The following is a 23,681-nucleotide window of genomic DNA, read 5'->3' as shown; positions in this document are numbered from 1 at the left end:
TTATTATTTGTTGAACGTAACCTTTTCCGAACCACCATCCAATAGAATGGACGTTTCCCGCGGCTTCGTCTCTGCGATTTTACGACCATTTCTGAAGGAATACAGCACACCAGCTTGTTTGCGAATGGCTTCATATTCATTCTCTGCTTCAAGCACGATGAAGTTGGCAGGTTTACCTTCCTCAATACCGTATACATCCTCAATGTGCAGCGTTCTTGCACTATTGCTAGTAATAAGATCGATTGAATTCACGATCTGGTCATAACCGAGCAATTGTGAAGCATGAATACCCATATGCAGCACCTGAAGCATGTTGCCTGTACCAAGCGGGTACCACGGGTCGAAGATATCATCATGACCGAAACATACATTCAAGCCCGCTTCCTGAAGCTCCTTCACCCGAGTCAGTCCTCTTCTCTTCGGATACGTGTCAAAGCGTCCTTGCAAGTGAATGTTAACGAGTGGGTTAGACACAAAGTTCAGATCAGCCATCTTCAATAGGCGGAACAATTTATACGTATAAGCATCATTATATGACCCCATCGCGGTTGTGTGGCTAGCCGTAGTTCGGGAGCCTAGTCCTCGTTCGTAAGCTTCCTTCGCAACAACCTCTATGAATCGAGATTGCTCATCATCGATCTCATCACAGTGAATATCGATCAGTCGGTCATATTTCTCAGCAAGATCAAACGCAACTTTCATGGAATCAACGCCATATTCACGTGTGAATTCAAAGTGCGGAATACCACCAACCACATCAACGCCCATTTTGAGTGACTCTTCCAGCAATTCCACGCCGTTTGGATACGAGTGAATACCTTCCTGCGGGAAAGCAACAAGCTGGATGTCCATATATGGAGCCATTTCTTCTTTTACTTCGAGCATCGCTTTTACTGCAATCAAGCTTGGATCAGTCACATCGACATGTGTCCGCACATGCTGGATGCCTTGAGCCAGTTGCCATTTCAATGCTGTTTTGGAACGGGTTTTGACATCCTCATGAGTTAAGAACGCCTTGCGCTCAGACCAACGTTGAATCCCTTCGAACAGCGTCCCGCTTAGATTCCACTCTGGCTCCCCTGCCGTAAGTGTTGTATCCAGATGGATATGTGGTTCAATAAATGGTGGCAGTACAAGTGAGCCGTTGACATTAATGACTTCGTCATTAGCTGTCGTCTCCAGCGTTTCTGTGATCTGCACAAACTTTCCGTCTTTTACTACAATATTCCAAAAGCCTTCTTTACCCCGCAATTTTGCGTTCTGTATAATCATGTAAATTCCTCTTTTCTTTATTTTCTTTTGCTGGAACAATCATCATGAGCAAGACATAAGCTACCGCTGTTCCGAGTAATGCGTTAAGTGGTGTTACCCCTGGTGCAAGCTGAGCAAATGCAACGCCGATGGCCCAAGCAATCATCGCTATCCAGTTTACATTTTTGAAGTTCATTTCAGCAAAAGGCTTATACGATCTGCGTTTCACAATAAAGTAATCTGCAATAATAATGGCTCCAATCGATGGAACAGCTGCACCCAGCACATTCAGGAAACCAACGAAGTTGTTATACATCCACATGGCAAACACTGTACCTACGATACCATTTACGATCACGAAGAATTTCTTCGATATTTTGGTGATGTTGGCAAACCCGAGCCCAGAAGCATATAGCGCATTATCATTAGTCGTCCAGATATTCAGCCCCAGAACGATAATTGCTGGGATGATCAGTCCTTGCAGGAACATAACTTCTGAGATATCTGCTAGATTATAAGCCATCGCTCCTACAGCACCAAATAGAAACATGAGTGAATTCCCCAAGAAGAATGCAATAACTGTCGCCGTAACCGCTTGTTTGGAAGTACGGGAGAATCGAGCAAAATCGGGCGTTAGTGTTCCACCGCTAATAAATGAGCCAATGCAGATCGTCAATGCTGCCGCCGCAGTAAGCGTCTGTGTTGGTGTGTAGTCAAGTAATCCCTGCAAACCGCCTAGCGTGTTAGCTCCTTCAAACATGGAGTAGCTACCCAGAATAGCAATTGCGGGAACTGCAATATAACCAAGAATGATCAATGACTTCATACCGTAAATAGCGGATGCGGTCATCGCAAGACCAAACACAATGATCAACAGATATACGTTCCAGTCCATCGCTTTAGCGACCGGGATGGCAAACATCGCTACGCCGACACCGAACCATCCAACCTGTGTAAAGCCTAGCAAGAATGATGGAAGATACGACCCTTTCGCACCAAACGCATATTTTGCAAGTAAGTGCGTGGACAATCCTGTCTTGGCAGCGATATGTGCCAACGCTCCTGTGTAGATACCGAGCACTAGGTTACCCGCGAGTACAATGCCGATGAATTCCATGAATGTCAGACTGACGCCCAGTGTTCCCCCTGCCAACATACTTGCTGAGAAAAATGTGAACCCAAGCATAACGGATAACGTCTTCCAAAAATGGTTTCGTTGTGCCTTTGGTACCTCTTGCCATGAAAATTCTTGATCTTGTTTGCTCATCAGAATACCTCCAAATAAAGTGTTCTGATACCATAAAAAAGCAGAAAAAAGAGGCTACTCGTCAAGTTATACACTGACAAGTAGCCTCTTCTTGCATTACAATCCGCGCGAAGACGCAGAGCATCCCTGATGGATATGCCCCGATTCCTGCGTGATTATAAAATCCGCTGCCCTTGCCAGCCTCTCTGGACTGAATTAAAGGTACCAGTATTCAATTAAACTCTATTATTTTGGAAAACGTCGAAGATGTCAATGTCATTATTATCCATTAATTAATTCACTCACTTTTTTTGAAAATAGAGTACTCTAAAAAAGTGAATAAATAAGATCTCATCGCCTTTCTATACTAAGACTTAATTAGCTGTATTAATGGCATGTTTCGAAGAGAAAACATTATTGTATAATGGAATATTCAAGAATCATTTTTTCTTGCTTTCAATGAATAATTTATTAATTCTGCTAACAACTCGTTCGCAGCATTCTTGTTCGCTTCAAAAAAAGGCATCCACTTCTGTTCAATTACATCAGTTTTTATTACGTTATTGTGATCAAAGATACTGCTGTTAGATTGAGTAAGTAATCCATCAAGTTTAGTACTAAATCCTTTCACACCTGAATCTCCCATCAAGGGATCTATTCCAAAAAACTTTTTGAAATCTTTGTCAGGCATATATCTTACAAATTCATCATTTGTGGCAATTTCATTATGAATTCGTGCCACGGCACCTTTCTTAATGATATTTTTCTGCCAATCAAAATTTGTATTAATGATACTTCCAGTAAGAACTATCGAATTGAACCCTACTGGTGGTCTGTCAAAACCATCCAGATATGCTGCTAAAATATACGTCCCAAAAGAATGTGCAATGACTGATATTTGCTGATTATCATACTTACTCCACAAATTGTATATCCACTCTCTAAAGTCCTCTACGATCTTTTTACGTTTTCCTTGCTTAAATAACAAAACAAAATTTTGATAATCATATAAATAAGGAGCAAAAATCCAGCCTCTACTACTTACAATTGGAGCAATCTGTTGATTCCACACAGCGTGTGAGTATAAGCCATGTATAGTAACTATTATTCCTTTGATAGGCGAAATGTCTACAACTTCTCTATTTATGTATGCTCTTTTCACGATCTCATACTCCTCAATACCTGGTTGGACGATTTGCCACTCTTCATTTTCATCGAAAAGATCAACTTCAATTAATCCAACTTTTGCACCAACTTTATTTCTACTTAGTAAGTGTATAAACGCATGTACTATATGCATGTGATCTAATGAAGCAAACATCACATCTAGTCTAATATTTCCCAATTTAATCTTTTCAATATTCTTTGGTACATATGCGTCTTCTTCATATACCATTAGACAATCGATATCATGAGGCATATCTGTTGACGCGACAAAAGATCCTCCTACAAAAACATAAACTGCATTTGTCTGTGCCGCAAAATCAAATAAATCTGTAATCGCTTTTTTATAAGACTCTCTCTCTTTACTATTACAAAACTTATCAATGAATTCTACTCCATTACATTTGTGCACCCCTTCTGGTAGATTGCCCCTATTCGTGAAATCTGGTATTGTCATATAAAAGTACTCCTTTATTGAATTTTTTGTTCATAACAAATTAGAGATACGCAACAAATATATAAATTAAATATAAGTCATTTATCTTTAACCGGCATGGCGGGTGTTTTTTGAAATTTGACTATATGTCAAATTAAGAGTTTTCCAAAATACCGTAAATCGTCATATTGATCTTGCCAAAGCGCACTTCACAGAGTTCAGCAGGAGCAAATTGTAGACTTTCAATACACTCTCCTAATCTGCCCAAATTATATTCTAAAACTTCATCTTCCAATTCAAAAATAAGGCTAGATACATCATAGCTTAGTTGATCCAGTTCATTGTTACAGGAGAAGGCCAGCTTCTTAATTTTCTTATTTCCAACCATGGCTGGTTCGTCTAGTTCAATGTTGCCCTGAGCGCCATTTAGTGCATTCTGAAACGCTTCAATAAGATCATTAACACCATGTAGATCGAATCGAATCGTCAAGCCGTATTTCCCATCTCTAGTCAACTTGATCATGACTCTAAGCCCCCTTATTCTTACACTGGATTACAATTGCCCTCCAATACTGCCAAGATAGCAGATATGAATCCAGATCGCTCGGATGATGCTTGATGGCAGTTCCAATTCTCAGGTATAAGCCGATGAGAACTTTCTCGTAGATCGTCGATACGGATGCCTCCCCCTTGAAGCCAACCTGATCTAAGATTAAATGGAATGTTTCTATCGTTAGATCATCTGGAGATGAACAAAATGCATAAATTACATCATACAAGGGATCTCCAATGACAGGTGTAGGGTCAATCACACCCTTTAATTGTCCGTCCTCAAATATAAAATTATGTACGCCACAATCCCCATGTAATAAAAATGCTTCCTGCTCTTCCTCCATGTTTTGTACCAGATTACATACAAGTTCATGATCTTCATCAGCTAAGTGCACACCGATCATTATAGATTTCGCAGAGCGTTCATCTTCCAGGAAATCACGCCATGATTTACTCGGTTGATCCACCCATCCCCAACCTTGTTGAGCGCTTACCTGCTTATAATTATTAATTAGTCCATGAATAAGCATATGCAATATTTCTCTTTTATTCCCATCAGGATAATCCGTTGAACCGGTGATAAAAGAGTACACGAGATACGTATTTGAGGGTTCTAAAAATATAAGCTTCGGGAGTAAGTTTGATGTTTGATAATGTTTTAGGTAGATCGATTCAGACTTAACCACTTGAGGCTCATTTATTTTCACGACATATGGATTACCATCTGTGCGTTCTATAAGATATAGCTTACTCACTGTGCCTCCACTCAATGGTTTGGCTGGAATAGCGATAGAGTTTAACACTTTATGATCTACTAATTCTTGCATAATCTGCTCTATATTCATAAGGGATCACGCTACTTTCAGTACTTAAATGTCGTGCCTATGATACAGTCTTAACAACTTCTGGATATAACCTTTCGTATTCTTTATAGAGCACATAATGATGAACTCCTTTAGAGACATCAAGGGCTTCCTTCGCAAGCTGTATGGCAAGATCTCGTCGACCCGCTTTGAGTTCTATTCCTCCTAGCAGCGCAGACCTCATCCAATGTTTCTTAATAGACTTCAGTCGTTCTCGTGCTTGCTCGCTATTGCCCTCCTCCATCAGAAGATACGTTTCATAATATGCCTGGTAATCTGATTCACGAATATGTGGGATAGATTCCCGAATAGCATTCATGTCCTTGTTATAGATTCCATACGCTGCCTTGAAGGATGACTGTGCTGCTTTCTGTTTGTATTTGAGCAATACTTGCTCCATAACAACCTCTGCTTCGTCATCCAGCTTATTCGCTAGAACATAATTGATGTACAGCCCAGGTGTCTTTTTCTGCTTACGTAAAAAAGAGTCAATCCGATCTATGTTCTTATCGAACACTGACGGATATATTGTGAAACTTAGAAACGCAATAAGTGTGGCTGTGAAGACAACAATTATCGTTAATACTGTGGAATAATCATTCCATGCCATGAAAAAGACAAAGAAAAAAACGATGATTCCCATAACAACTTCCCAACGTAGCTTCCGCATAACCAATCTCCCCCGAATGATGTAAATAACAAAAAAAGTAAGAACAAGTGAATCAATCATCATACCTTTAGCTACTTAAATCAAGGCTAGATATAGTTCAAAACGGTTTAATCCGTCTATATCTAGTTACATAAAACACGTTTTAATGAGTTATGAGATTGATTCAAGTAACCATTATATCAAATTAGCAATCTTTTATTTGTAAAATGTTAGGGAATCATTGCATAACTTTACTTACGAAGCTGGGATGGTGAGCCTTTACTCTTCCTATCGTTTAACAAACAAAAGAGCCGGATCAACGGTGATCCGACTTTTTGAGATTTGTGTAGTACATCGATGGTTCTATGATTTTTTCTACGATGTCTTTCTGATACCTTTCTAGTATCTTTATGGTCCGCGCAAAAGTATTCTCCTAATTCTCAGTACGGAGAGCTTCCACAATATTCACTCTGCTCAATCGGTGCAATGGCCAGATCGTTGCAAGCAACGTCGCAACCACTGCTCCAACAAAAGCAATGCCTATACTTAACCATGGCATGCTCCACGCTGTATCAACTGCACCTGAGAAAAGCGCGTGTATTCCGTAATGCAGAACAGTGCCCAGAATCGTCCCTATCGTAGCCGCAAACAAACCATAGAACACCCCCTCAAGGATAATCATTTTCTTCAACTCTCGCTGAGTCATGCCAATAGCCTTGAGTACAGCAAATTCTTTGGTACGTAGGACTAGATTCGTACTTACCGTGTTCACAATATTTAATAAAGCAATAACTACAATAACACCGATAAATCCGTATAAAATGATACTGAACGTCATCGCATCGTTTTGAGTTTGAGCAATCTCTGAGACCCGATTATTGTAGTTGAACCCCGCATCCTTCTCATTTAAGGATTGAAGATAATCGGTTATCGGTTTATTCGAAAGTTCAGGATTCGCCAGGATGAAGATTCTAGAATAGGCATCGTTGCCAATGATCTGCTTGTATACTTTTGGAGTCGTAATGAAGGCAACAACTTGGCTGCTATTATACTTCATTGAAAGCAGATCCTGATTAACAATTCCGACTACAGTTACAGTCTGATATCCGTGAGAATTCATATCTCTGATCCGAATGTGATCGCTTACCTTGAACTTCGTTTGATCCAGAATCTTTTCTTTGCCATCGTCTGTGAACAGACTTATTCTTTGTAGTACAATGACCCCATTTTCCTGGTTCATCGTATCTTTGTCGATTTTGCCAGCTACAAGTTTAGCTTCTAGCGCATCCAGACCGTTGTCTCCATAAGAGGTCAGAAAGTTATTTGAAGCTCGATAGCCTCCCTCCTCTTGTACAGTTAATGACCTTCACTTAACCTATTAAATTCAGGATTAATCTTATCTTCAGGGATGATCGCAGCCACCTGACTGTTGTAAAACTTATAGGCATGCTCTACCGCATCAAGCTCAGCAATATGATCATATACGGAATCATCGATTTGACCAGAGGGATTATCGTAGGAAAGGGAGTACGAATATTGTGCACCAGAGACTTGTGTGTTCTGACGCATAAAATCGACCAATCCACTAAATATGATGAACAATACGATGCTAATAATCATTGATAAAGCTGTAATTCGGAACCTCTTCTTATTCCGCTTTAGATTACGACCGGCAAATTGTCCGATGATACCAAATAGCTTCTGGGCAACATGCGATGTCTTAACCTTGGCGACTTGTTCAACCTTCCCTGTGCTCTTAAGTGCTTCGAGTGGGGATACACGGGCAGCTAATTTGGCTGGACCTATGGCTGAGAAGTATACACTGAGCAAACCGAGCAAAGCCGCTACGATTAAGATCGGGACAGAGATCACCATTCTCATATCATTCAAGAAGCCGAGTGTGATCAAGCTGATATTATAAAAGAGTACCTTCATAAATAACGTACCCATCACAAGTCCAATCGGTATGCCAATAAAGCTGAGTAACGCTGCCTCCTGCAATACGATTTTGCGAATTTGAGCTGGCGTAGCTCCTATACATCTCAGCATACCAAACTGCGATATTCGTTCGAGAACGGAGATATGAAATGTATTATAGATCACAGCAATAGTGGATATCATCACGATGGCGATAACGGCAGCAATTGCCAGGCTTAAGCTAAGATTGACCCCTTCATAGGTACTTTTGCCGTACAATTTAAGCAGCTCATTATTGTATTCAATTCGGATATCCTTCAGATCATTTTCTTTGTCCAGTTGCATAGCAGTACCTTGTTCGGCATGTCCGAGCTGCAAGGCAGCAATCATATTACCCATCTTCTCTTCGATAAGATCCAACGATTTCATCTGCATATAAACGAAATACTTCTTGTTCTGGTCAATATTCTGGTGATCATCATACGTGATAGCAGGAAAGATGTATCGGGAAGACCAATCACCCGTACTTGGGCGCTTCATAAAGCCGACGACCGTGTATTGTTGTTCCGATTGTGCATCAAACGCTTCGTCAAGCCCCCAGCCAAAATCGCCTAATCCGCTTATTTGAAGTTCTTTACCTGTAGAAGCCTCTTTACGAATCCCAAGGTTAAGGTTAATACTCTCGCCCAGCTTCGGCTTGACTGGAAAATAACTCAAGCTGGAGGCCGAAAGGATAATTTCATGCTGCTTCGTAGGCAAACGCCCTGAATCCAGCTTCACTTGAAGCATGTCTAGCGCATTTGCATCATATCCTTTGACATTCAAGTAGCGATATGGCGCTGCGTTGGGGTCCTCTTTCTTCTCTTTTTCCTTAGACTCACGAATGATGGCATATCCTTCTCTACTTGCGACCCCTGCACTTCTCACGGTTGTATTGTTCTCTATCTTGTTGACCGCTTCTCCCGGGATATTGTTCATGGAAACGTGGTAACTCCCGAAGTCACGGATCGTCTGTCTGACGGTCTTATCCCAGTAACTCATCCCCATCGTACCAATGGAGATTAGTAACGTAACGGACAGAATAATACCGAAAATCGTTAACAAAGATCTCTTTTTCTGACCTTTTACATACTTTCCAGTGAGGCCTGTATACCTTTTCAATGCTTACTCACCTCACCAGGTTGATAAAGGACGCCATCTTTAATCGTTACAACGCGATCTGCCGTTTTGGCTATATTGAGATCATGTGTGATCATAATCAACGTCTGATGATACTTTTTAACGGAGAACGTTAATAGCTCCATAATCTCCTTGCTGCTCCTACTATCTAGATTACCGCTTGGCTCGTCTGCCAAAATAATGGAAGGATTATTAATCAGTGCTCGTCCAATCGCTGTTCTCTGCTGCTGACCGCCAGACATTTCAGAAGGGAGATGATGTTTACGCCCCGTCAACCCTAGAATGTCCATCAGCTCCGATGCGTATGTTTTATCCACCTTTTTGTTCTCCAACAACATCGGTAAATGGATATTTTCCTCTGCGGTCAATACTGGGATCAGATTGTACGATTGAAAAATAAATCCTATCTTTCGTCTTCTGAATAACGCAAGCTCCGCTTCGTTCTTGCTATAGATGTCCGTTCCATCGATGATAACCTGTCCACTTGTCGGCTGATCGACCCCTCCGAGAAGATGTAGAAGAGAGCTTTTACCCGAGCCACTTGCTCCTACAATTGCAACAAATTCTCCTTGCTGTACCGAAAAATTGACATGCTTCAAAGCTTCAACTTTGGTCTCTGCACTTCCATACGTTTTGGTTAAATCTACGGTTTTTAATATTTCCACCTGAGTACCTCCTGAGTTAAGTTCCGTTCCATGTCTGTAATTATACGGACGGAAGCTTACATTCAAGTGAAGAAGAAGCTTACGATATCGTAAGCTTCCTCATCGATCTCCTTTATTGAATGAGATTCTAAATTCGGTTCCTTGTCCTGGCGTGCTATCAACACTAATGAATCCGCCCTGTTCTTCGATGATGGACTTAGATAAGGATAGACCAATTCCAATACTCTGTGACTTTGACGTTCCGGAACCTCGATAGAACCGTTCGAAAATGTGCGGCAGATCTTCAGAAGAGATGCCTTCACCTTCATCTCTGATGTTAATCGTTTGAAACAACGTATTCTCCTCAAATTCAATATAAATGCAACCTTCAGGTGGTGTATGTTCCAATGCGTTTTTAATAATATTAATGAATGCTTCGGTCAACCATGCCTCATCCGCTTGCACGTACAAGTCTACATGGTCATCAATAGAGATTGTCTGTGCTCTTTGCTCAGATATACTACGCAGTGACTGTAACACGTGATCAATGACCTCTCTGATGCGAACGTTCTCCTTCCGAAAAACAATCGCCCCCGCCTCAACACGCGCCAGCTTCAACAAACTAATAATCAACCATTCCATTCGTTCTAATTGCCGTTGACTTCTTTCCAGAAACTTCACCCGCATCTCCGGTTTCATCGTATCATCCTTCAGCAAATTCTCATTAAATACGATTAGTGATGCCAATGGCGTCTTCAGTTGATGGGATATATCAGACAATAGATTACGTAGGAAAATCTTTTCTTGTTGGAGCATGTCCAAGCTATGACGGAGTCTGTCCGCCATGGCATTGAAGCTACGCCCTAGAGCACCGAAATCCCCCTCATCATGGTCTGGGAGAGGTCTGTCGAATTGCTGCTCCACCACCTGCTCTGCTGCTTGGGAGATTGTCCGTATTTTGCTAAATACCTTACGATATTCCGAATAGATCAAGAGCATAAGAACGACAGTAAACAGCAGGACAATTGCAGCGGATTGCATTGGAGACGAAATATTCGATAGAATGGGCTGATTCTCTACAGGCATACTCTCTGTGTATGCATATTGTGAGAGCACTTGTTTTCCTTCATTAATTTCGCTGGCTTGGGCTCCCTGTGTGATGAAATGGATAATCTCATTCTCCAAGTGAGGCTCCTGCTTCAATACGTATCCAATCAGAGCAGCATTCTGATCTATGATCGCCTCGTTGATCTGACCCATTTGATAGCTCATAAAAAAGAACATCGTTACAATACATATCACTTGTAATGCTATGACTTTAACAACAACAGACTTCCACTCTGGATTACGTAGAACATCAAGCATGATCTATCGCCCTACCACATCTGCATTCCATTTGTAACCGACTCCTCGAACCGTTAGAATATATTGCGGCGCCGCAGGCACATCCTCTATCTTTTCTCTAAGTCTTCGGATATGCACCGAAAGCGTATTATCATCAATGAAGTCACCCGAAGAATCCCATAGATGACTGAGAATCGTTGTGCGACTACAGATTTGTCTGGCATGGGACATCAGCATTAATAACAATCGATATTCCATAGCCGTTAGCAGAATTTCTTGATTGTGCTTAAACACATTGCCTTCAAGAACGCGCACTTCCATATGTTCGGAGAGCCATACACTCACTTCTTCTTTAGCCTTGGTATTCCGTCGTAGCACAGCCTTCATACGTGATAGGAGTTCTTTCGTTCGAATCGGCTTCGTCATATAGTCGTCTGCACCCAGATCAAGTCCGGCAACGATATTGGCTTCTTCATCCAGAGCGGTTAGAAAAATAATGGGAACGGGGGATGTTGCCCGAATCTCCTTACATAAGGTGTACCCTGATCCGTCTGGCAAATTCACATCCAATAAAATCATATCTATATTCACAGCCTCTAAAGCATTTCTCGCTTCTTCTAGGCTGCCCGCAACCGTTACGGCATACCCCTCGCTCGATAATGTATACTCCATTCCAAACACTAAATTTTCATCATCTTCAACTAATAATATTCGATTCATTGTGCACCTCAATTGATATACAAACTTGATTTTTAATCTATCTGATTTTGCATTTGTTTATTCTACATGATTTTAGCTTCGTTTTGATATATGTGGTTTTTATTATGTAATTGTAACCAAAAGCTGCGTTAGAGCAAAAAAAGACCTCACCAGATGCTGATTGGTAAGGTCTTTCAGAGTTTCAATAAAGGTGATGCGCTCATTCAAGCTATTTATGTTATATCGTTTTGGCATCTTGCTCATTTAATAATGCTTCAAAAGCTTTGATATTTGTACCAAACTGAGGAACCGTCTGGGTCTCTTCAGCCTGTTTGACCAGTTCAACAACTAGGTCATTGTATGGCGTTGCCACCCCAGTGCCTGCCGCTCTACTGGATACGACTCCATTGATATAATCAATCTCCGTTTTACGTTTCTTCTCCAGATCCTGTAGCATACTTGCTTTAAGGAGTCTTGAAGGTTCCATCACAGTACGTAATGTTTGAACTCGGGCAGCAATATCTGCCTCACTGTTCAGTTCAAGCGAAGCAATATCGAAGCCATTCATTTTCACAAATTGAACTCCACTTGCATGTCCCACCTTAATTGTCTCATCCGCAATGTGAACTGCGCTCACAATACCAGCCTCGTGGTCGATAATATCTCCATATTCTCCGTTTAATGCTGCTGATAATCCGCTAAACGCATTATTAATTAACAACTTCGACCACTTAGTTCCAACCAGATTGTCCGATATATGTGTCCCTCCGACCAGGTCTAGAACGGATTTTACTCGCTCAATTCTCTCGGTAACTTCACCATTAAGCTCTCCAATCTGAAAAGCATACTGCTTGAACTGTGTGTATTCCGTCGTCAGGCTCGACACGCCAGGTTCAATGAAGGTAGCGCCAAATTCTACGGAGCCTGCTATAACGCGCTGTGCCCCCACAATCGAAGCGACTTTATCTTCAGGAATCCCGTTCTGCAGGGAGCATACGATACTGTCTTCTTTCAAGAACGGAAGTAATTCCTGTAGAATCGCATCGTTATATAGCTGTTTCGTCAGAAGTAGGATGAGATCGTATTGTCCTGACTTCTGCTCAGGAGTTATTGCTTTTACTTTAGCCTGAAACTCTGTGGTACCAGTCACTTTAGCACCTGTTTGATTTAAAGCTTCAACATGCTCCTGATATGCATCAATTAACTCGACATCCATTCCACCGTCTGCTAGATAAGCTCCGACGATCGTTCCCAAAGATCCTGCTCCTACAATTGCAATTCTCATGATTGTGTTTCCTCCTTATTTCTCTTCTAGGTAGTTATATACAGGCTGTGCAGCATTTAAGGTTAGGTTGGTAAGAATATGGGATGCGGATACTACTTCCAATACAGGCAGATCTGCAAGAGGTGCTAATGCATGTTCGAAGAGTTGAAGCCGGGCAGGCCCTGTCCATGCTTCCTTCACTTCTATATCCGTAATTTGAGTGCGGATCAGATCACAGATTCTCAAATTACCGTTATAGTCCGTCGCAATCTTGATCATATAATTCGGACGGCATATTTCGCTTTTAGCAGCCTCTTTGTCCATTTCCACGTGCTTGTATCCCATGGTCGCCGTTGCGACACGAAGTGTTCCATAATCAAGCGTACCAACGAGTGTATCTGAATCCGTGTAGAGCTTGGGCGCACCCAGCTTTTTCGGATATGCCGTAAGCTCTCGACCACTGGCAATTGCGGGAAAATTGTCTACATACATCGAGTGCACATAATCGCCATTCTCACCATTGAATTGAACGGGAATGACTTGTCCTGCTTCCGTATAAGCACCGAGCCCAGATACATCCGGCATCCACATAACTTCGAATTTGACCAGAGGGTCTGTGATCTGCAAAGGCTCTGGTACTGCAGCTCGCAAAGCTTGCTCATCCGTTCGGTATATAATATTTAGATACTCCCGATTCTTAAATTTGTACGGTGGCATCGGATAAGCCGGAGCCGTTAAGGGTGTATTCAAATTGTTAGCTATGTTATTTACATCGATTTTCATCAAAGGACACCTGCCTTATCCAAATTTATCTCTATCTCATAAATAAATTCTACATCAAAGTTTAAATTTAATATAATACATAACAAGGACTATATATATTTATCAGAATAAATAAGGAGTGTACACGAATGGAGCTACTTCAACTCAAATATTTTCAGACAGTGGCTTATACGGAACATATATCTAAAGCTGCTGCACAACTAAATATAGCCCAGCCTTCGCTGAGCTTAACCATTAAACGGTTAGAAGACGAACTAGGAACACCTCTGTTTCACAGAAAAGGAAGAACGATTGAATTGAATGCGTCGGGGAGAATTCTGCTGAAGCATGTGAATCGAATTTTCTTAGAAATTGAGAATGCAGAGATGGAAATCAAAGCAGAGGAGCATCAAATCTCCAACACCATCCGAATCTCTATTACGAATCCTCGATTTCTGACAGGTCTCATTGGAGACTACATTAATGCTTCCCCTGAATCTAAGCTTCAGCAAGGCATTGGGAGCCGGAATGAGATTATTACAAGTTTGAAAAAAGGGGATATGGATCTGGGGATAACGGGGCATCCGATTGATGACGAGGAGATTGAGAGTATTGTTCTTGTTGAAGAAGACATTGTGCTAGTTGTACCTAAGAGTCATGCTTATCGTGGCGAGACGACCATATCATTAGATGTTATTGCGAAGGAGCCCTTTATCTCACTGGCTGACAATAAGGAGTACAGTCGGTTTACAACGATGCTGTGCGAAAAAGCCGGCTTCCTGCCCAATCTTGCATTTGAGGTTGATTCACATACGTTGCTGGAAATTATCCGACTTGATCAAGGTGTGGCCTTGCTTCCCGTGTCAGTATGTAGAAATCTGGGCTTGAACTATATTCAAATTGCAGATGAAGCTTCCGTATATCCGATCAGTTTGTCTTGGGTTAAGCGGAAATGGCTCTCTCCCTCAGTTAAGGACTTTCGTGAATTTATTATCTCATATTACAACGAGAATGCTGGCATGTTTAAAATTTGAGGTGACTTAAAACTGGACTAGGCATATCTATGACTACGTAAATATAACGATTCATAACCAAAGACCACGTAGTTCCCTCTCCAGGAACTCACGTGGTCTCTTCATTACTTTTTATTGTACCAACCGTCCGGAATCATCTCACGCTCTAGTTCTAACAATTCGTGTATGATCTGATCCGCATCACTGATGGAATTCACCAGCGGATCGGTCAGCATCGCCCTTCTCAGCTTCTCGTAGCTCTGATTCAGAACAGCTTCGACTGTAAGCTCATGTGTATCCAGTACAAGTTCCTGCATACCTCTGATTCCACGTGGCATCTCGCCGACATGGACTGGCTTAACCCCATCCATACTCACGTCACATAACAGCTCCAAGAATGAATCTTCATTCATATTGGTTACCGCATCTTGATTATTAGTATTGATGAAGAACTTTTTGCCCAGATTACCCACCATATTCTCAATAATATCTGTTGCATGATCCGGGCCGAATGTGCCCATGTAATCAGCAATCGGGATATCTCCTGCAAGAAAATCATCTACCTGTTGCCACATTTCGTCATGCCGCTGATATCGATCCTCTGTCTCCCAGATGGATAAAGGCGGAATTGAATCTGCAGTCTTACCGTGACCCTGCCAGTATCGAACATATTCCTTCGTGTGTGCTGTGCATGTAGGAATAATACCGAAGATATCATACAACTCGTACGTAATTGCATCGTTAAAAAGAGCTTTAGCACCACGATCGCCGCCGTTATTCTCATCCCCCGCCAGCTTGCGCATCGCTTCGGCAATTTTCGGCATTACATTTTCCCCTTCAAACTCGGCTTTGAGCAGCCAAGTAAAGTGGTTCACACCAGCGATACGGAAATCGAATTTCTGATCGATCTCTTGGGTAAACTCGCTATGGTCTCCGATGATTCCGGCTCGCACAGCATAGTAGGCCTTCTTATGTGGCATATGGTGGCTATCGCAGAGTGCAAACGATTTGAGCTGTGGTGCATAACGATGTAGCGCAATTCCATGAACCGTTGATGGATTAATATAGTTAATGACCCAGGCATCAGGGCATAGGGCTTCAATGTCTTTTGCACACTCCATAATAACCGGTAGCTCCCGCATAGCTCGAAAGATCCCACCTGGTCCAATCGTATCACCGGAGCACATTCGAATACCGTATTTCAGCGAAACCTCACAATCGATACCACGATACTTCACCGATTGCTCCGCAAAGCTGAGTACTACGAAGTCTGCCCCCGGTAACACTTGTCTTCGATCCACAGATCCCTCTACCTTGAGAGATACATTATTCTCCCGCGCTACCTTTTCAGCCAATGTTACCATTTTCGAGAGACGTTCCTCATCCGTATCCACAAGTGCTAGTGTTCCCTGATTCAAGTATGGGGAATGAACCATCTGCCAGATGGACTGACGACCAAAAAACAGGCTACCAGCGCCGATCACGACCACTTTGGGATGTTGCTGCATCATTGTGTCATTCATGTATTAACCCTCCTCGTAACGTTATAAGTTCATTATAAGAAAGTGGCACAAAATCGGAATGTGTGATAGTTTTCTATACATGTCATAAGGTACGATTATGTAGATACTCCAAACCCTTTAATCTATTAGAACTAATCACAGGATGTCATAAAGTAAAAAAAACGAGGGGTGATCCGATGCGTACCAATCAAGTTAATATGAGTGTAATTGATGAACTGTCTGACCATATCACACTCCGGATGAGTTCTTATCTCGAACAGACTCACAATCGAAAGTGGATTGAGCACAAGTCGCACTCTGACTATGATCTGTGGTTAATTACAGCGGGCTCGGTTCAAATCACCGTCGAAGGCATTGAACATACCGCCAGTACGGGCGACGTCATATTTTTTTATCCAGATATGCCCTATATGGCAACAACAACTGAAGGACTGTGTCGATTTGTGTATATGCACTTTGATTTTAGTATTGCTGAGCAAAAACGAATTCTAGGTGAATTCCAACTCCCAGGCATCGTACCTGGTAACTTGATTCAAGAAGAAACCTCATTATTTGCATCTTCCTATCGACGGTTTAAGCAGAGCAAGGGCACTTCTGGTAATCCACTCTATCTAAAAGCGACTCTGCTTCTCGTCATCGCAAAAATATTAGAGCTTCATGGGCAAGGCTTGTATACAGGTACATTTCTGCAGAATCGGAAGTCTCAAAAAAGCGAAGGAAGTCTGGATGTTCTTCAGAGCGTATTCCAGTACGTTGATGCGAACCTGCACCGAGCCATCCGGATTAATGAGCTTGCGGCTGTTGCGGGTGTCTCCGAGAAGTATTTTATCTCGCTTTTTAAGAAAATTTTGGGGATCACGCCAGGGCAGTACATCAATCAAATTAAAATGAATCGAGCCAGAGACTATCTGTACGAGAAAAAATATACAATCCAACAAATCGCTGAATTTTTAGGATACCCTGATCCCTTCACCTTCTCCAAAGCGTTCAAAAAGATGTATAACGTCCCCCCTTCCAAATTCGAATAGCGCACCTTAGCTCCATCATTCATATCTATATCAAAGCAAGCTACAAAAAAGAGGCAACCGATCTACACCGGCTGCCTCTTCCTATTGAATGAACTCATTCATGATCATGAATTACAAGTAATCCATCAGTATTCAGTTTTCCTCATATTCAAAAGGGGACCCTGGTGAATACATCTCATGGAAAAAACCTTTAAACGGTATGTCCTCTTCCATACATTTAATGAGATATGCCAGATGCTCATCACTATCTTCTTCCTCTTCCTGCTCGTTATACTGCATCACCTGAAATATATCCAGAATGTTCTCCAGCAAGTTGAGTTGAATGAATAACGGCAGGTTCTCCAGCATCGCTTCCGAAACGTGCGTTTCCGAAGTATATCCAGCAAGTACCGTTTGGAAATAATCGTCCATGAACTGCCTACGTTTGTCTGCATCTGGTTCGAATTGAATCCAGCCAGCGCCGTTTGACCAAATAGATGCAAGGTCTAACATGTACCAGCCAAAACAAGAATTATCAAAATCAAACACCGTGATCTGACCCGTATCATAATCAATGGCGTAGTTCCCGTCATTAAAATCGAAATGAATCATGCCAAAGGTCTCTTGACTTAACTCCAACTGCTTAACGGTTTGCAGCAGTTCAACCATCTTCTCTTTGAGCAGAGGGAACGCTTCAGGAATTAAGCTCGCGATTTTTTCTGTATTATATCTCTCCAGAAATGGATATCTGCGATAAACGGGTGTGTAACTTTTGGATAGCTGATGCATCTTGCCCAGAACTTTGCCGCAATTATAATAATACTCGGTAATCGGAACGCCTTCCCGGTACTGATAATGATTGTCTACAAGCAGCTTACCTTTGGCTTTTACAAACAAGCTGATATAGAATGTATGTCCTTCATAAACGATTTCTTCGAGTAGATGACCTTTGTTGGAATCTACAACATTAGATACACTTGCGCCATGATCATGCAGATAACGGACGTATTCGAGCTCTGCCATATAATCCTTCCTGCTTCGATCAGGCAAAAAAGAAATTCGGAGAATGAGTGATTCATACCCCTCTTTATCACAAGAGTACACGATATTCCGACCTCCCTCATGAGGTGGGATAAGCTGAATCGTGTAACCTTCCAGGTCGAACATCTGGGATGCAAATGGCAGTACATGCATGTTGGTAATGTGAGTAGCTTTGTTAAAATGAATAATAATCTCCTCCAGTAAACATTGATGGGCGGTCTCCCGCATTACAATGTCCACAAAAGGAATTTCTTGAACCGATCATCCTTTCGTGGACCTAAAGCACAATCACCTTGTTAGACATTAAAATTCGCTCCTTTATATTTGAATGTAACCAATATATCCTATAATTCCATATTATTCTAGTTGTTTATTTATTTTTTGGCTGTGTTAAAGGGGAGTGTTGATCTTTGATAGTTATATAAATTCTTGATATAATCTCAATAAGAACAAATGTTTGGATAATTATGGTTCTGTCTACATTCAATTTAGATAAATTTATGATCGGAGTGATTATTGTGAATACGTTTTTTGAATACAACTGGCAAGTAAGAGACGAATGGTTTAACTGGTGCAATCAACTAACAACAGCAGAGCTATTAAAAAACCGCATAGGTGGAGTAGAGAATATTCTGTACACTCTTTTTCACATTATTGACGTTGAATATAGTTGGATTCGTGGTATCCAGGATAAGGAAGATGTGATATTTGATTTTGAAAATTATAAAACTCTTGAGAAAATAAGAGCTCTTTCAAATTCATTACGACCTGAAATCGTTGAGTTCTTAAAGACCAATTCAGAAGAAAGAAGCAATCAATTGGTAAAAGTTCCCTGGGATGAAGATAAATACACAAAAGATGAGATATTACATCATTTAATTGCCCACGAGATTCATCATATCGGGCAACTTTCTGTATGGGCGAGAGAAATAGAATTAACGCCTGTATCCGCTAATTTTATCGGTAGAGAGTTAAAGCCAATGCATTCTTATTTATAAGATTAATACATCCACTTATATAGCACCTACTGCTTCATAATAGTACCTGATCAAGATGTCCTGGTTATAGTTCCCAAAACCCTTTCCAAATAACGTAAGTCCACCTCGGCCAGGTACACCTTCTTCTGGGCTTAAGCGAATCGTCCAATATGTAGCGGTATTGAGATTCAAGTCATTTATTTTGACATCCGAAATGCGCTGCCCGTCGATAAACGTGCCATCAGCATTGATTCGTAGCACTTTCAGTACACCATACTGGTTCACATCGGAATGCCACCACTGTGGAGTAAGTTTGCCCTTGCGATCCCCAAAATCACCAGGACTCGTCCACGTTCCAAGAGAATGACCATTCAGCGTAAAACGAATATCCGACGGCCAGTTCTCATTCACTTGAGGGGCTTCCGAGCCAAGCTCCAGTGAAACTTCGATCTCCTTGATTGCCTGATCTTTATATAGATAATTAGGAATCTTATATTCGAGAAACCCGCGTGCTAACCAGAGTATGCCTGCATTCACCCGATCCGGATCCATGAAGCACGCTGGTGTATCGTATTGTCCAATGATTTGGGTCGTCGTCGCAATCCCGCATGTTGGCCATGCCTCATAATCCGTATATTGCCCTACTGGAATGGAGACTTCATGGTAAGGTGCAGCCATTGGCTCTGGGGATAGATTAATCGTCATAAACTCTTGCTGGATATAACAAAATTTATAGGTTCCACCGTTTTCTCTTCTCATTCGGCTACCAACAATGCCAGCTTTCTGTAACTTGCTCACATGGGTACTAACGATGGCTTTGCTCAAATATAGCTCCTCGGCCAGCGCATTGATGTGCATCTCTCTCTTCTGCAGTAATAATCGAACAATATTTAAACGAGCCTCGCTTGCAAGCGCCTCGTAAACGATTAGCGAATTAGCATCCGTACCCAGCATCATGAACTCCACTTCCCTCTCGTTATGAATTCGTTATTTTGCGAACCCTGTAAAATAATCTTGCTCCTAAAAAAGCATTATGATACATATTAGATAACAAATCAATATTTTGATTTTGCTTTTTTGCGAATTCAACACATGAACAATGAATGAAACAACTACTAAATCGATCCTATGGAGGTTTTCACTTTGCTAACATCTAAGATGCTTATTGATAAAGATTTTCAGATTGCTGAAGTTGATCCACGAGTTTATGGTTCCTTTGTTGAACATTTGGGACGTGCTGTGTATGGCGGGATTTATGATCCAGGTCATCCAACTGCAGATGCGCAAGGCTTCCGTCAGGATGCGATTGAAGCCATCAAGGCATTGAATGTGCCAATTGTTCGTTATCCTGGTGGAAATTTTGTATCAGGTTACAATTGGGAAGATGGTGTAGGACCTGTAGCGGAGCGTAAACGCAGACTTGAGCTTGCTTGGTGGACCATCGAAACGAACGCGATTGGAACGAATGAATTCGCTGATTGGGCGAAGCTTGTTGGAACCGAAGTGATGATGGCTGTTAATCTGGGTACTCGTGGTATTGATGCGGCGAGAAATCTCGTGGAATATTGTAACCATCCTTCAGGCACATATTGGAGTGATCTGCGTATTTCTCATGGTTACAAAGATCCTCACCAATTCAAAACCTGGTGTCTGGGTAACGAAATGGATGGTCCATGGCAGATCGGAGCAATGACTGCACATGAATACGGCAGAATTGCGAACGAAACTGCCAAAGCGATGAAATGGGTTGATCCAAATATTGAGCTTGTTGCATGTGGCAGTTCGAGCCGTGGCATGAGCACATTCGCTGATTGGGAAGCGACGGTTCTTGATCTCTCCTATGAGAATGTAGATTATCTGTCTCTACACGCTTACTATAACAATAATAAAAACAACACATATGATTTCCTCGCTAGTTCGCTGGATCTGGATCAATTTATCGACAGCGTAGCTTCAATCTGTGATTTTGTGCAAGCGAAGAAACGCAGTAAAAAGAAATTGATGTTGTCCCTAGACGAATGGAATGTCTGGAACTCTATTGGTACGAGCCGTATGGAAGAACGGTGGCAGGTTGCGCCGCCAGAGTTCGAGGATGTATATACGCATGAAGATGCACTAGCGGTAGGCTGTTATCTGATTACCATCTTGAAACACGCAGACCGTGTGAAGATGGCTTGTCTAGCACAACTGATCAATGTTATTGCACCGATCATGACTGAGAACAACGGAGCGATCTGGTTCCAGACAACCTACTTCCCGTTCATGCATGCATCCAACTTCGGACGTGGCACCGTGCTTCAATCTGTCGTATCTTCACCGAAGTACGATTCCAAAGACTTCACGGATGTGCCTTATCTGGAAGCCATCAGCGTGCATGACGAAGAGAATGGCATGATCACTATCTTTGCGGTAAACAGACATCTGGACGAACAGATGGAACTGAATGTAGATCTTCGTTCGTTTGGCGAAACTACATTTGTAGAGCACATTGTATTGGAAAATGACGACTTGAAAGCGACCAATACCAAAACAAACCCACATAACGTTATGCCTCACAACGGCGGGCATACGAAGGTAGATCAAGGAAAAGTGCAAGCTGTCCTGAACAAAGCATCATGGAACGTGATTCGTCTTAAAACAAAGCAAGCGTAATTCACTGGTCGAGTTCAATGAATCAACGTGCAATACCTTTGAAAGCAATGTTGCCTTTAACATTGATCTAATGATATGACAAAGACCTCTAGTCTTCTTACGAAGCTGGAGGTCTTTTTTTGAATCTCAAACATGCAAATGAACTCTGATATTCAGGCCGACTCTTTAAATGAATCATTCTGAGTCTTCATGTTCCTCATTTCCTAAGTACATAACCGTTTTCTCACCAGCAACCAATCGAAGAATTTGTTTTCTTAATTTAGATGGGTTGAGCGGTTGCCCCATAATATCTTGGATCTCCAACCATTCATAAGTCTCATGAAATTTTTCAATATGAAGACTAGAATGTTGCACCATGCCTTTATACTCGCATAGAAAAAAGAAATCTACCCGATGTAGCGCTTCGCCATATACACCTTCATTAATAAACTCCAAGGATAACGGTTCGACATGAACTCCTATTTCTTCTGCCACTTCACGTTTAACAGTATCAGTCAATGCCTCACCTGCATTTTGGGTTCCGCCAGGCAGCGTATAATACACATCTTGCTCATTTTTGTGTTTCAAGGCAAGCATTCTTCCATCCTGGATAATCAATGCTTTCGCAGAATTCCTAATCTTTTTTTCCACGTTCAATCCCTCTTTTATCATTGTACTGAATCGAGTTGTTGAGGGTTTTGTCTGCTCGCTTAAGAGTAGTCCTTTTCTCAATAAACGATATTATTGACGATGCCTGACTACTGTTGTCGATTGCATTATTGAGCTTCAGATCCATTCCGCTTAACTTCACGATTTTATGAAGAAGATTTTAACACATAATACTCAACAAATTCTGAACAATTATGTCATAACTCCTTTGCGATCCGCTCACATTTTTGAATTGCCCACACGTAATGATTGGAAGTGTTAGCTGCAAAATAACTGTACAAATTGCTTGTTTTCACCCATTTATAATGTTTCTTGGTCATGATTTCTTCGTTGGTATGGCTATGAATAAGCTTCATCACTCGTTCGTGGCTCAACTTTAATTTTTTGATCGCATGATTCAAAGTCACATCCTGATAGTTTTCCCAAATCTGCATATTGAGCTGCTTGATTGTACTCCACTTAAAGCCAGGTGCAGGCATCGTAGGGACATCCCCATCCATGCCTTCTCGGTACCATCTCTCCAACATGGCATGCCATTCATATAAATGCATCAGCACATCGCGAAAATTTTTGTCTCTTTCCTCTGTTTCAATTGAACGACTTCTTTTGCCTCTAGGCACAGATTCAACGATATGAAGTAATGTTCTGAAATGGTTGTCACTATTGAATAATAACTGTTCTTTTGGGCTCGTTTCGCTCATGAGCACAAACTCCTTTTTAACTTCATCTTAGCAAGGGCAGGCTCGTTCTGATAGATATCCTAGTTCTAGCTTTTTGACCATTTATAAACAATTATTTAAATCAGGTATGAGACCAATGGTATGTTAATACAAAAAAACGAGCGAGGCAC

Annotated in this window: 22 protein-coding genes; 4 read left to right on the top strand and 18 right to left on the bottom strand. The window is 41.6% G+C overall.

Going from position 1 to position 23,681, the window contains the following annotated elements; all coding sequences use genetic code 11:
- Positions 1–3 precede the first annotated feature (3 nt).
- The 13 genes from ASD24_RS01825 to ASD24_RS01765 all read right to left on the bottom strand — a co-directional run bounded on the left by ASD24_RS01825 (position 4) and on the right by ASD24_RS01765 (position 13,991).
- Positions 4–1,272 carry a cytosine deaminase gene (locus ASD24_RS01825; RefSeq protein WP_056690622.1) on the bottom strand — a complete coding sequence of 423 codons (1,269 nt, stop codon included), beginning with the start codon at positions 1,270–1,272 and terminating at the stop codon, positions 4–6.
- Positions 1,241–2,518 carry a cytosine permease gene (gene codB / locus ASD24_RS01820; protein ID WP_056690619.1) on the bottom strand — a complete coding sequence of 426 codons (1,278 nt, stop codon included), beginning with the start codon at positions 2,516–2,518 and terminating at the stop codon, positions 1,241–1,243. Before codB ends, ASD24_RS01825 begins: the two co-directional genes overlap by 32 nt.
- 412 nt (positions 2,519–2,930) lie before the next feature.
- Positions 2,931–4,118 (bottom strand): DUF6932 family protein, encoded by a 1,188-nt coding sequence (locus ASD24_RS01815; protein ID WP_056690616.1) that lies wholly within the window; start codon positions 4,116–4,118, stop codon positions 2,931–2,933.
- A 133-nt stretch (positions 4,119–4,251) separates the two neighbouring features.
- Positions 4,252–4,620 carry a hypothetical protein gene (locus tag ASD24_RS01810; RefSeq protein WP_056690613.1) on the bottom strand — a complete coding sequence of 123 codons (369 nt, stop codon included), beginning with the start codon at positions 4,618–4,620 and terminating at the stop codon, positions 4,252–4,254.
- Positions 4,621–4,624: 4 nt separating this feature from the next.
- Positions 4,625–5,476 carry an aminoglycoside phosphotransferase family protein gene (locus tag ASD24_RS01805; protein ID WP_235540270.1) on the bottom strand — a complete coding sequence of 284 codons (852 nt, stop codon included), beginning with the start codon at positions 5,474–5,476 and terminating at the stop codon, positions 4,625–4,627.
- Between the two features lie 55 nt (positions 5,477–5,531).
- Complete coding sequence (locus ASD24_RS01800) at positions 5,532–6,182, bottom strand: hypothetical protein (RefSeq protein ID WP_056690607.1); 651 nt, start codon at positions 6,180–6,182, stop codon at positions 5,532–5,534.
- A gap of 412 nt (positions 6,183–6,594) precedes the next feature.
- On the bottom strand, positions 6,595–7,401 hold the full coding sequence (locus ASD24_RS01795) for an ABC transporter permease (RefSeq protein WP_056690604.1): 807 nt from the start codon (positions 7,399–7,401) through the stop codon (positions 6,595–6,597).
- Positions 7,402–7,517: 116 nt separating this feature from the next.
- Positions 7,518–9,239, bottom strand: a complete 1,722-nt coding sequence (locus ASD24_RS01790; RefSeq protein WP_056690594.1) for an ABC transporter permease — start codon at positions 9,237–9,239, stop codon at positions 7,518–7,520.
- Positions 9,236–9,922, bottom strand: a complete 687-nt coding sequence (locus ASD24_RS01785; protein ID WP_056690591.1) for an ABC transporter ATP-binding protein — start codon at positions 9,920–9,922, stop codon at positions 9,236–9,238. Before ASD24_RS01785 ends, ASD24_RS01790 begins: the two co-directional genes overlap by 4 nt.
- 99 nt (positions 9,923–10,021) lie before the next feature.
- The gene (locus ASD24_RS01780; protein ID WP_056690588.1) at positions 10,022–11,266 is read right to left on the bottom strand and encodes a HAMP domain-containing sensor histidine kinase; all 1,245 of its coding nucleotides are present in this window, start codon (positions 11,264–11,266) and stop codon (positions 10,022–10,024) included.
- 3 nt (positions 11,267–11,269) lie between these two features.
- On the bottom strand, positions 11,270–11,965 hold the full coding sequence (locus ASD24_RS01775; RefSeq protein WP_056690580.1) for a response regulator transcription factor: 696 nt from the start codon (positions 11,963–11,965) through the stop codon (positions 11,270–11,272).
- A 217-nt stretch (positions 11,966–12,182) separates the two neighbouring features.
- On the bottom strand, positions 12,183–13,229 hold the full coding sequence (locus ASD24_RS01770; RefSeq protein WP_056690577.1) for a ketopantoate reductase family protein: 1,047 nt from the start codon (positions 13,227–13,229) through the stop codon (positions 12,183–12,185).
- 15 nt (positions 13,230–13,244) lie between these two features.
- Complete coding sequence (locus ASD24_RS01765) at positions 13,245–13,991, bottom strand: acetoacetate decarboxylase (RefSeq protein WP_082560231.1); 747 nt, start codon at positions 13,989–13,991, stop codon at positions 13,245–13,247.
- Between the two features lie 128 nt (positions 13,992–14,119).
- Here ASD24_RS01765 and ASD24_RS01760 point away from each other — a divergent pair, with 128 nt between their 5' ends.
- On the top strand, positions 14,120–15,004 hold the full coding sequence (locus ASD24_RS01760) for a LysR family transcriptional regulator (protein WP_056690572.1): 885 nt from the start codon (positions 14,120–14,122) through the stop codon (positions 15,002–15,004).
- Between the two features lie 104 nt (positions 15,005–15,108).
- On the opposite strand, the gene ASD24_RS01755 is transcribed toward ASD24_RS01760, so the two are convergent.
- Positions 15,109–16,506 carry a family 4 glycosyl hydrolase gene (locus ASD24_RS01755; protein ID WP_056690566.1) on the bottom strand — a complete coding sequence of 466 codons (1,398 nt, stop codon included), beginning with the start codon at positions 16,504–16,506 and terminating at the stop codon, positions 15,109–15,111.
- A 176-nt stretch (positions 16,507–16,682) separates the two neighbouring features.
- Between ASD24_RS01755 and ASD24_RS01750 the strand changes: the two genes are divergently transcribed.
- On the top strand, positions 16,683–17,534 hold the full coding sequence (locus ASD24_RS01750; protein WP_056690563.1) for an AraC family transcriptional regulator: 852 nt from the start codon (positions 16,683–16,685) through the stop codon (positions 17,532–17,534).
- A gap of 132 nt (positions 17,535–17,666) precedes the next feature.
- Here the strand turns inward: ASD24_RS01750 and ASD24_RS01745 are convergent, their stop codons facing one another.
- Positions 17,667–18,794 (bottom strand): phosphotransferase enzyme family protein, encoded by a 1,128-nt coding sequence (locus ASD24_RS01745; protein ID WP_235540268.1) that lies wholly within the window; start codon positions 18,792–18,794, stop codon positions 17,667–17,669.
- A gap of 260 nt (positions 18,795–19,054) precedes the next feature.
- On the opposite strand from ASD24_RS01745, the gene ASD24_RS01740 reads away from it, so the two are divergent.
- Positions 19,055–19,552, top strand: a complete 498-nt coding sequence (locus ASD24_RS01740) for a DinB family protein (protein ID WP_056692478.1) — start codon at positions 19,055–19,057, stop codon at positions 19,550–19,552.
- A gap of 15 nt (positions 19,553–19,567) precedes the next feature.
- On the opposite strand, the gene ASD24_RS01735 is transcribed toward ASD24_RS01740, so the two are convergent.
- Complete coding sequence (locus ASD24_RS01735; RefSeq protein ID WP_056690560.1) at positions 19,568–20,488, bottom strand: ArsR/SmtB family transcription factor; 921 nt, start codon at positions 20,486–20,488, stop codon at positions 19,568–19,570.
- Between the two features lie 201 nt (positions 20,489–20,689).
- Here ASD24_RS01735 and arfA point away from each other — a divergent pair, with 201 nt between their 5' ends.
- Positions 20,690–22,183 carry an arabinosylfuranosidase ArfA gene (gene arfA, locus ASD24_RS01730; protein WP_056692475.1) on the top strand — a complete coding sequence of 498 codons (1,494 nt, stop codon included), beginning with the start codon at positions 20,690–20,692 and terminating at the stop codon, positions 22,181–22,183.
- 174 nt (positions 22,184–22,357) lie between these two features.
- Here arfA and ASD24_RS01725 read toward each other — a convergent pair whose 3' ends face one another.
- Together ASD24_RS01725 and ASD24_RS01720 are read right to left on the bottom strand one after the other, a co-directional pair.
- The gene (locus tag ASD24_RS01725; RefSeq protein ID WP_056690557.1) at positions 22,358–22,813 is read right to left on the bottom strand and encodes an NUDIX domain-containing protein; all 456 of its coding nucleotides are present in this window, start codon (positions 22,811–22,813) and stop codon (positions 22,358–22,360) included.
- Between the two features lie 215 nt (positions 22,814–23,028).
- Positions 23,029–23,532 (bottom strand): ClbS/DfsB family four-helix bundle protein, encoded by a 504-nt coding sequence (locus ASD24_RS01720; protein ID WP_056690554.1) that lies wholly within the window; start codon positions 23,530–23,532, stop codon positions 23,029–23,031.
- Positions 23,533–23,681 lie beyond the last annotated feature (149 nt).

The organism is Paenibacillus sp. Root52 (assembly GCF_001426865.1).
Taxonomy (GTDB): domain Bacteria; phylum Bacillota; class Bacilli; order Paenibacillales; family Paenibacillaceae; genus Paenibacillus.
This window is presented reverse-complemented; position numbering and strand designations above follow the sequence as displayed.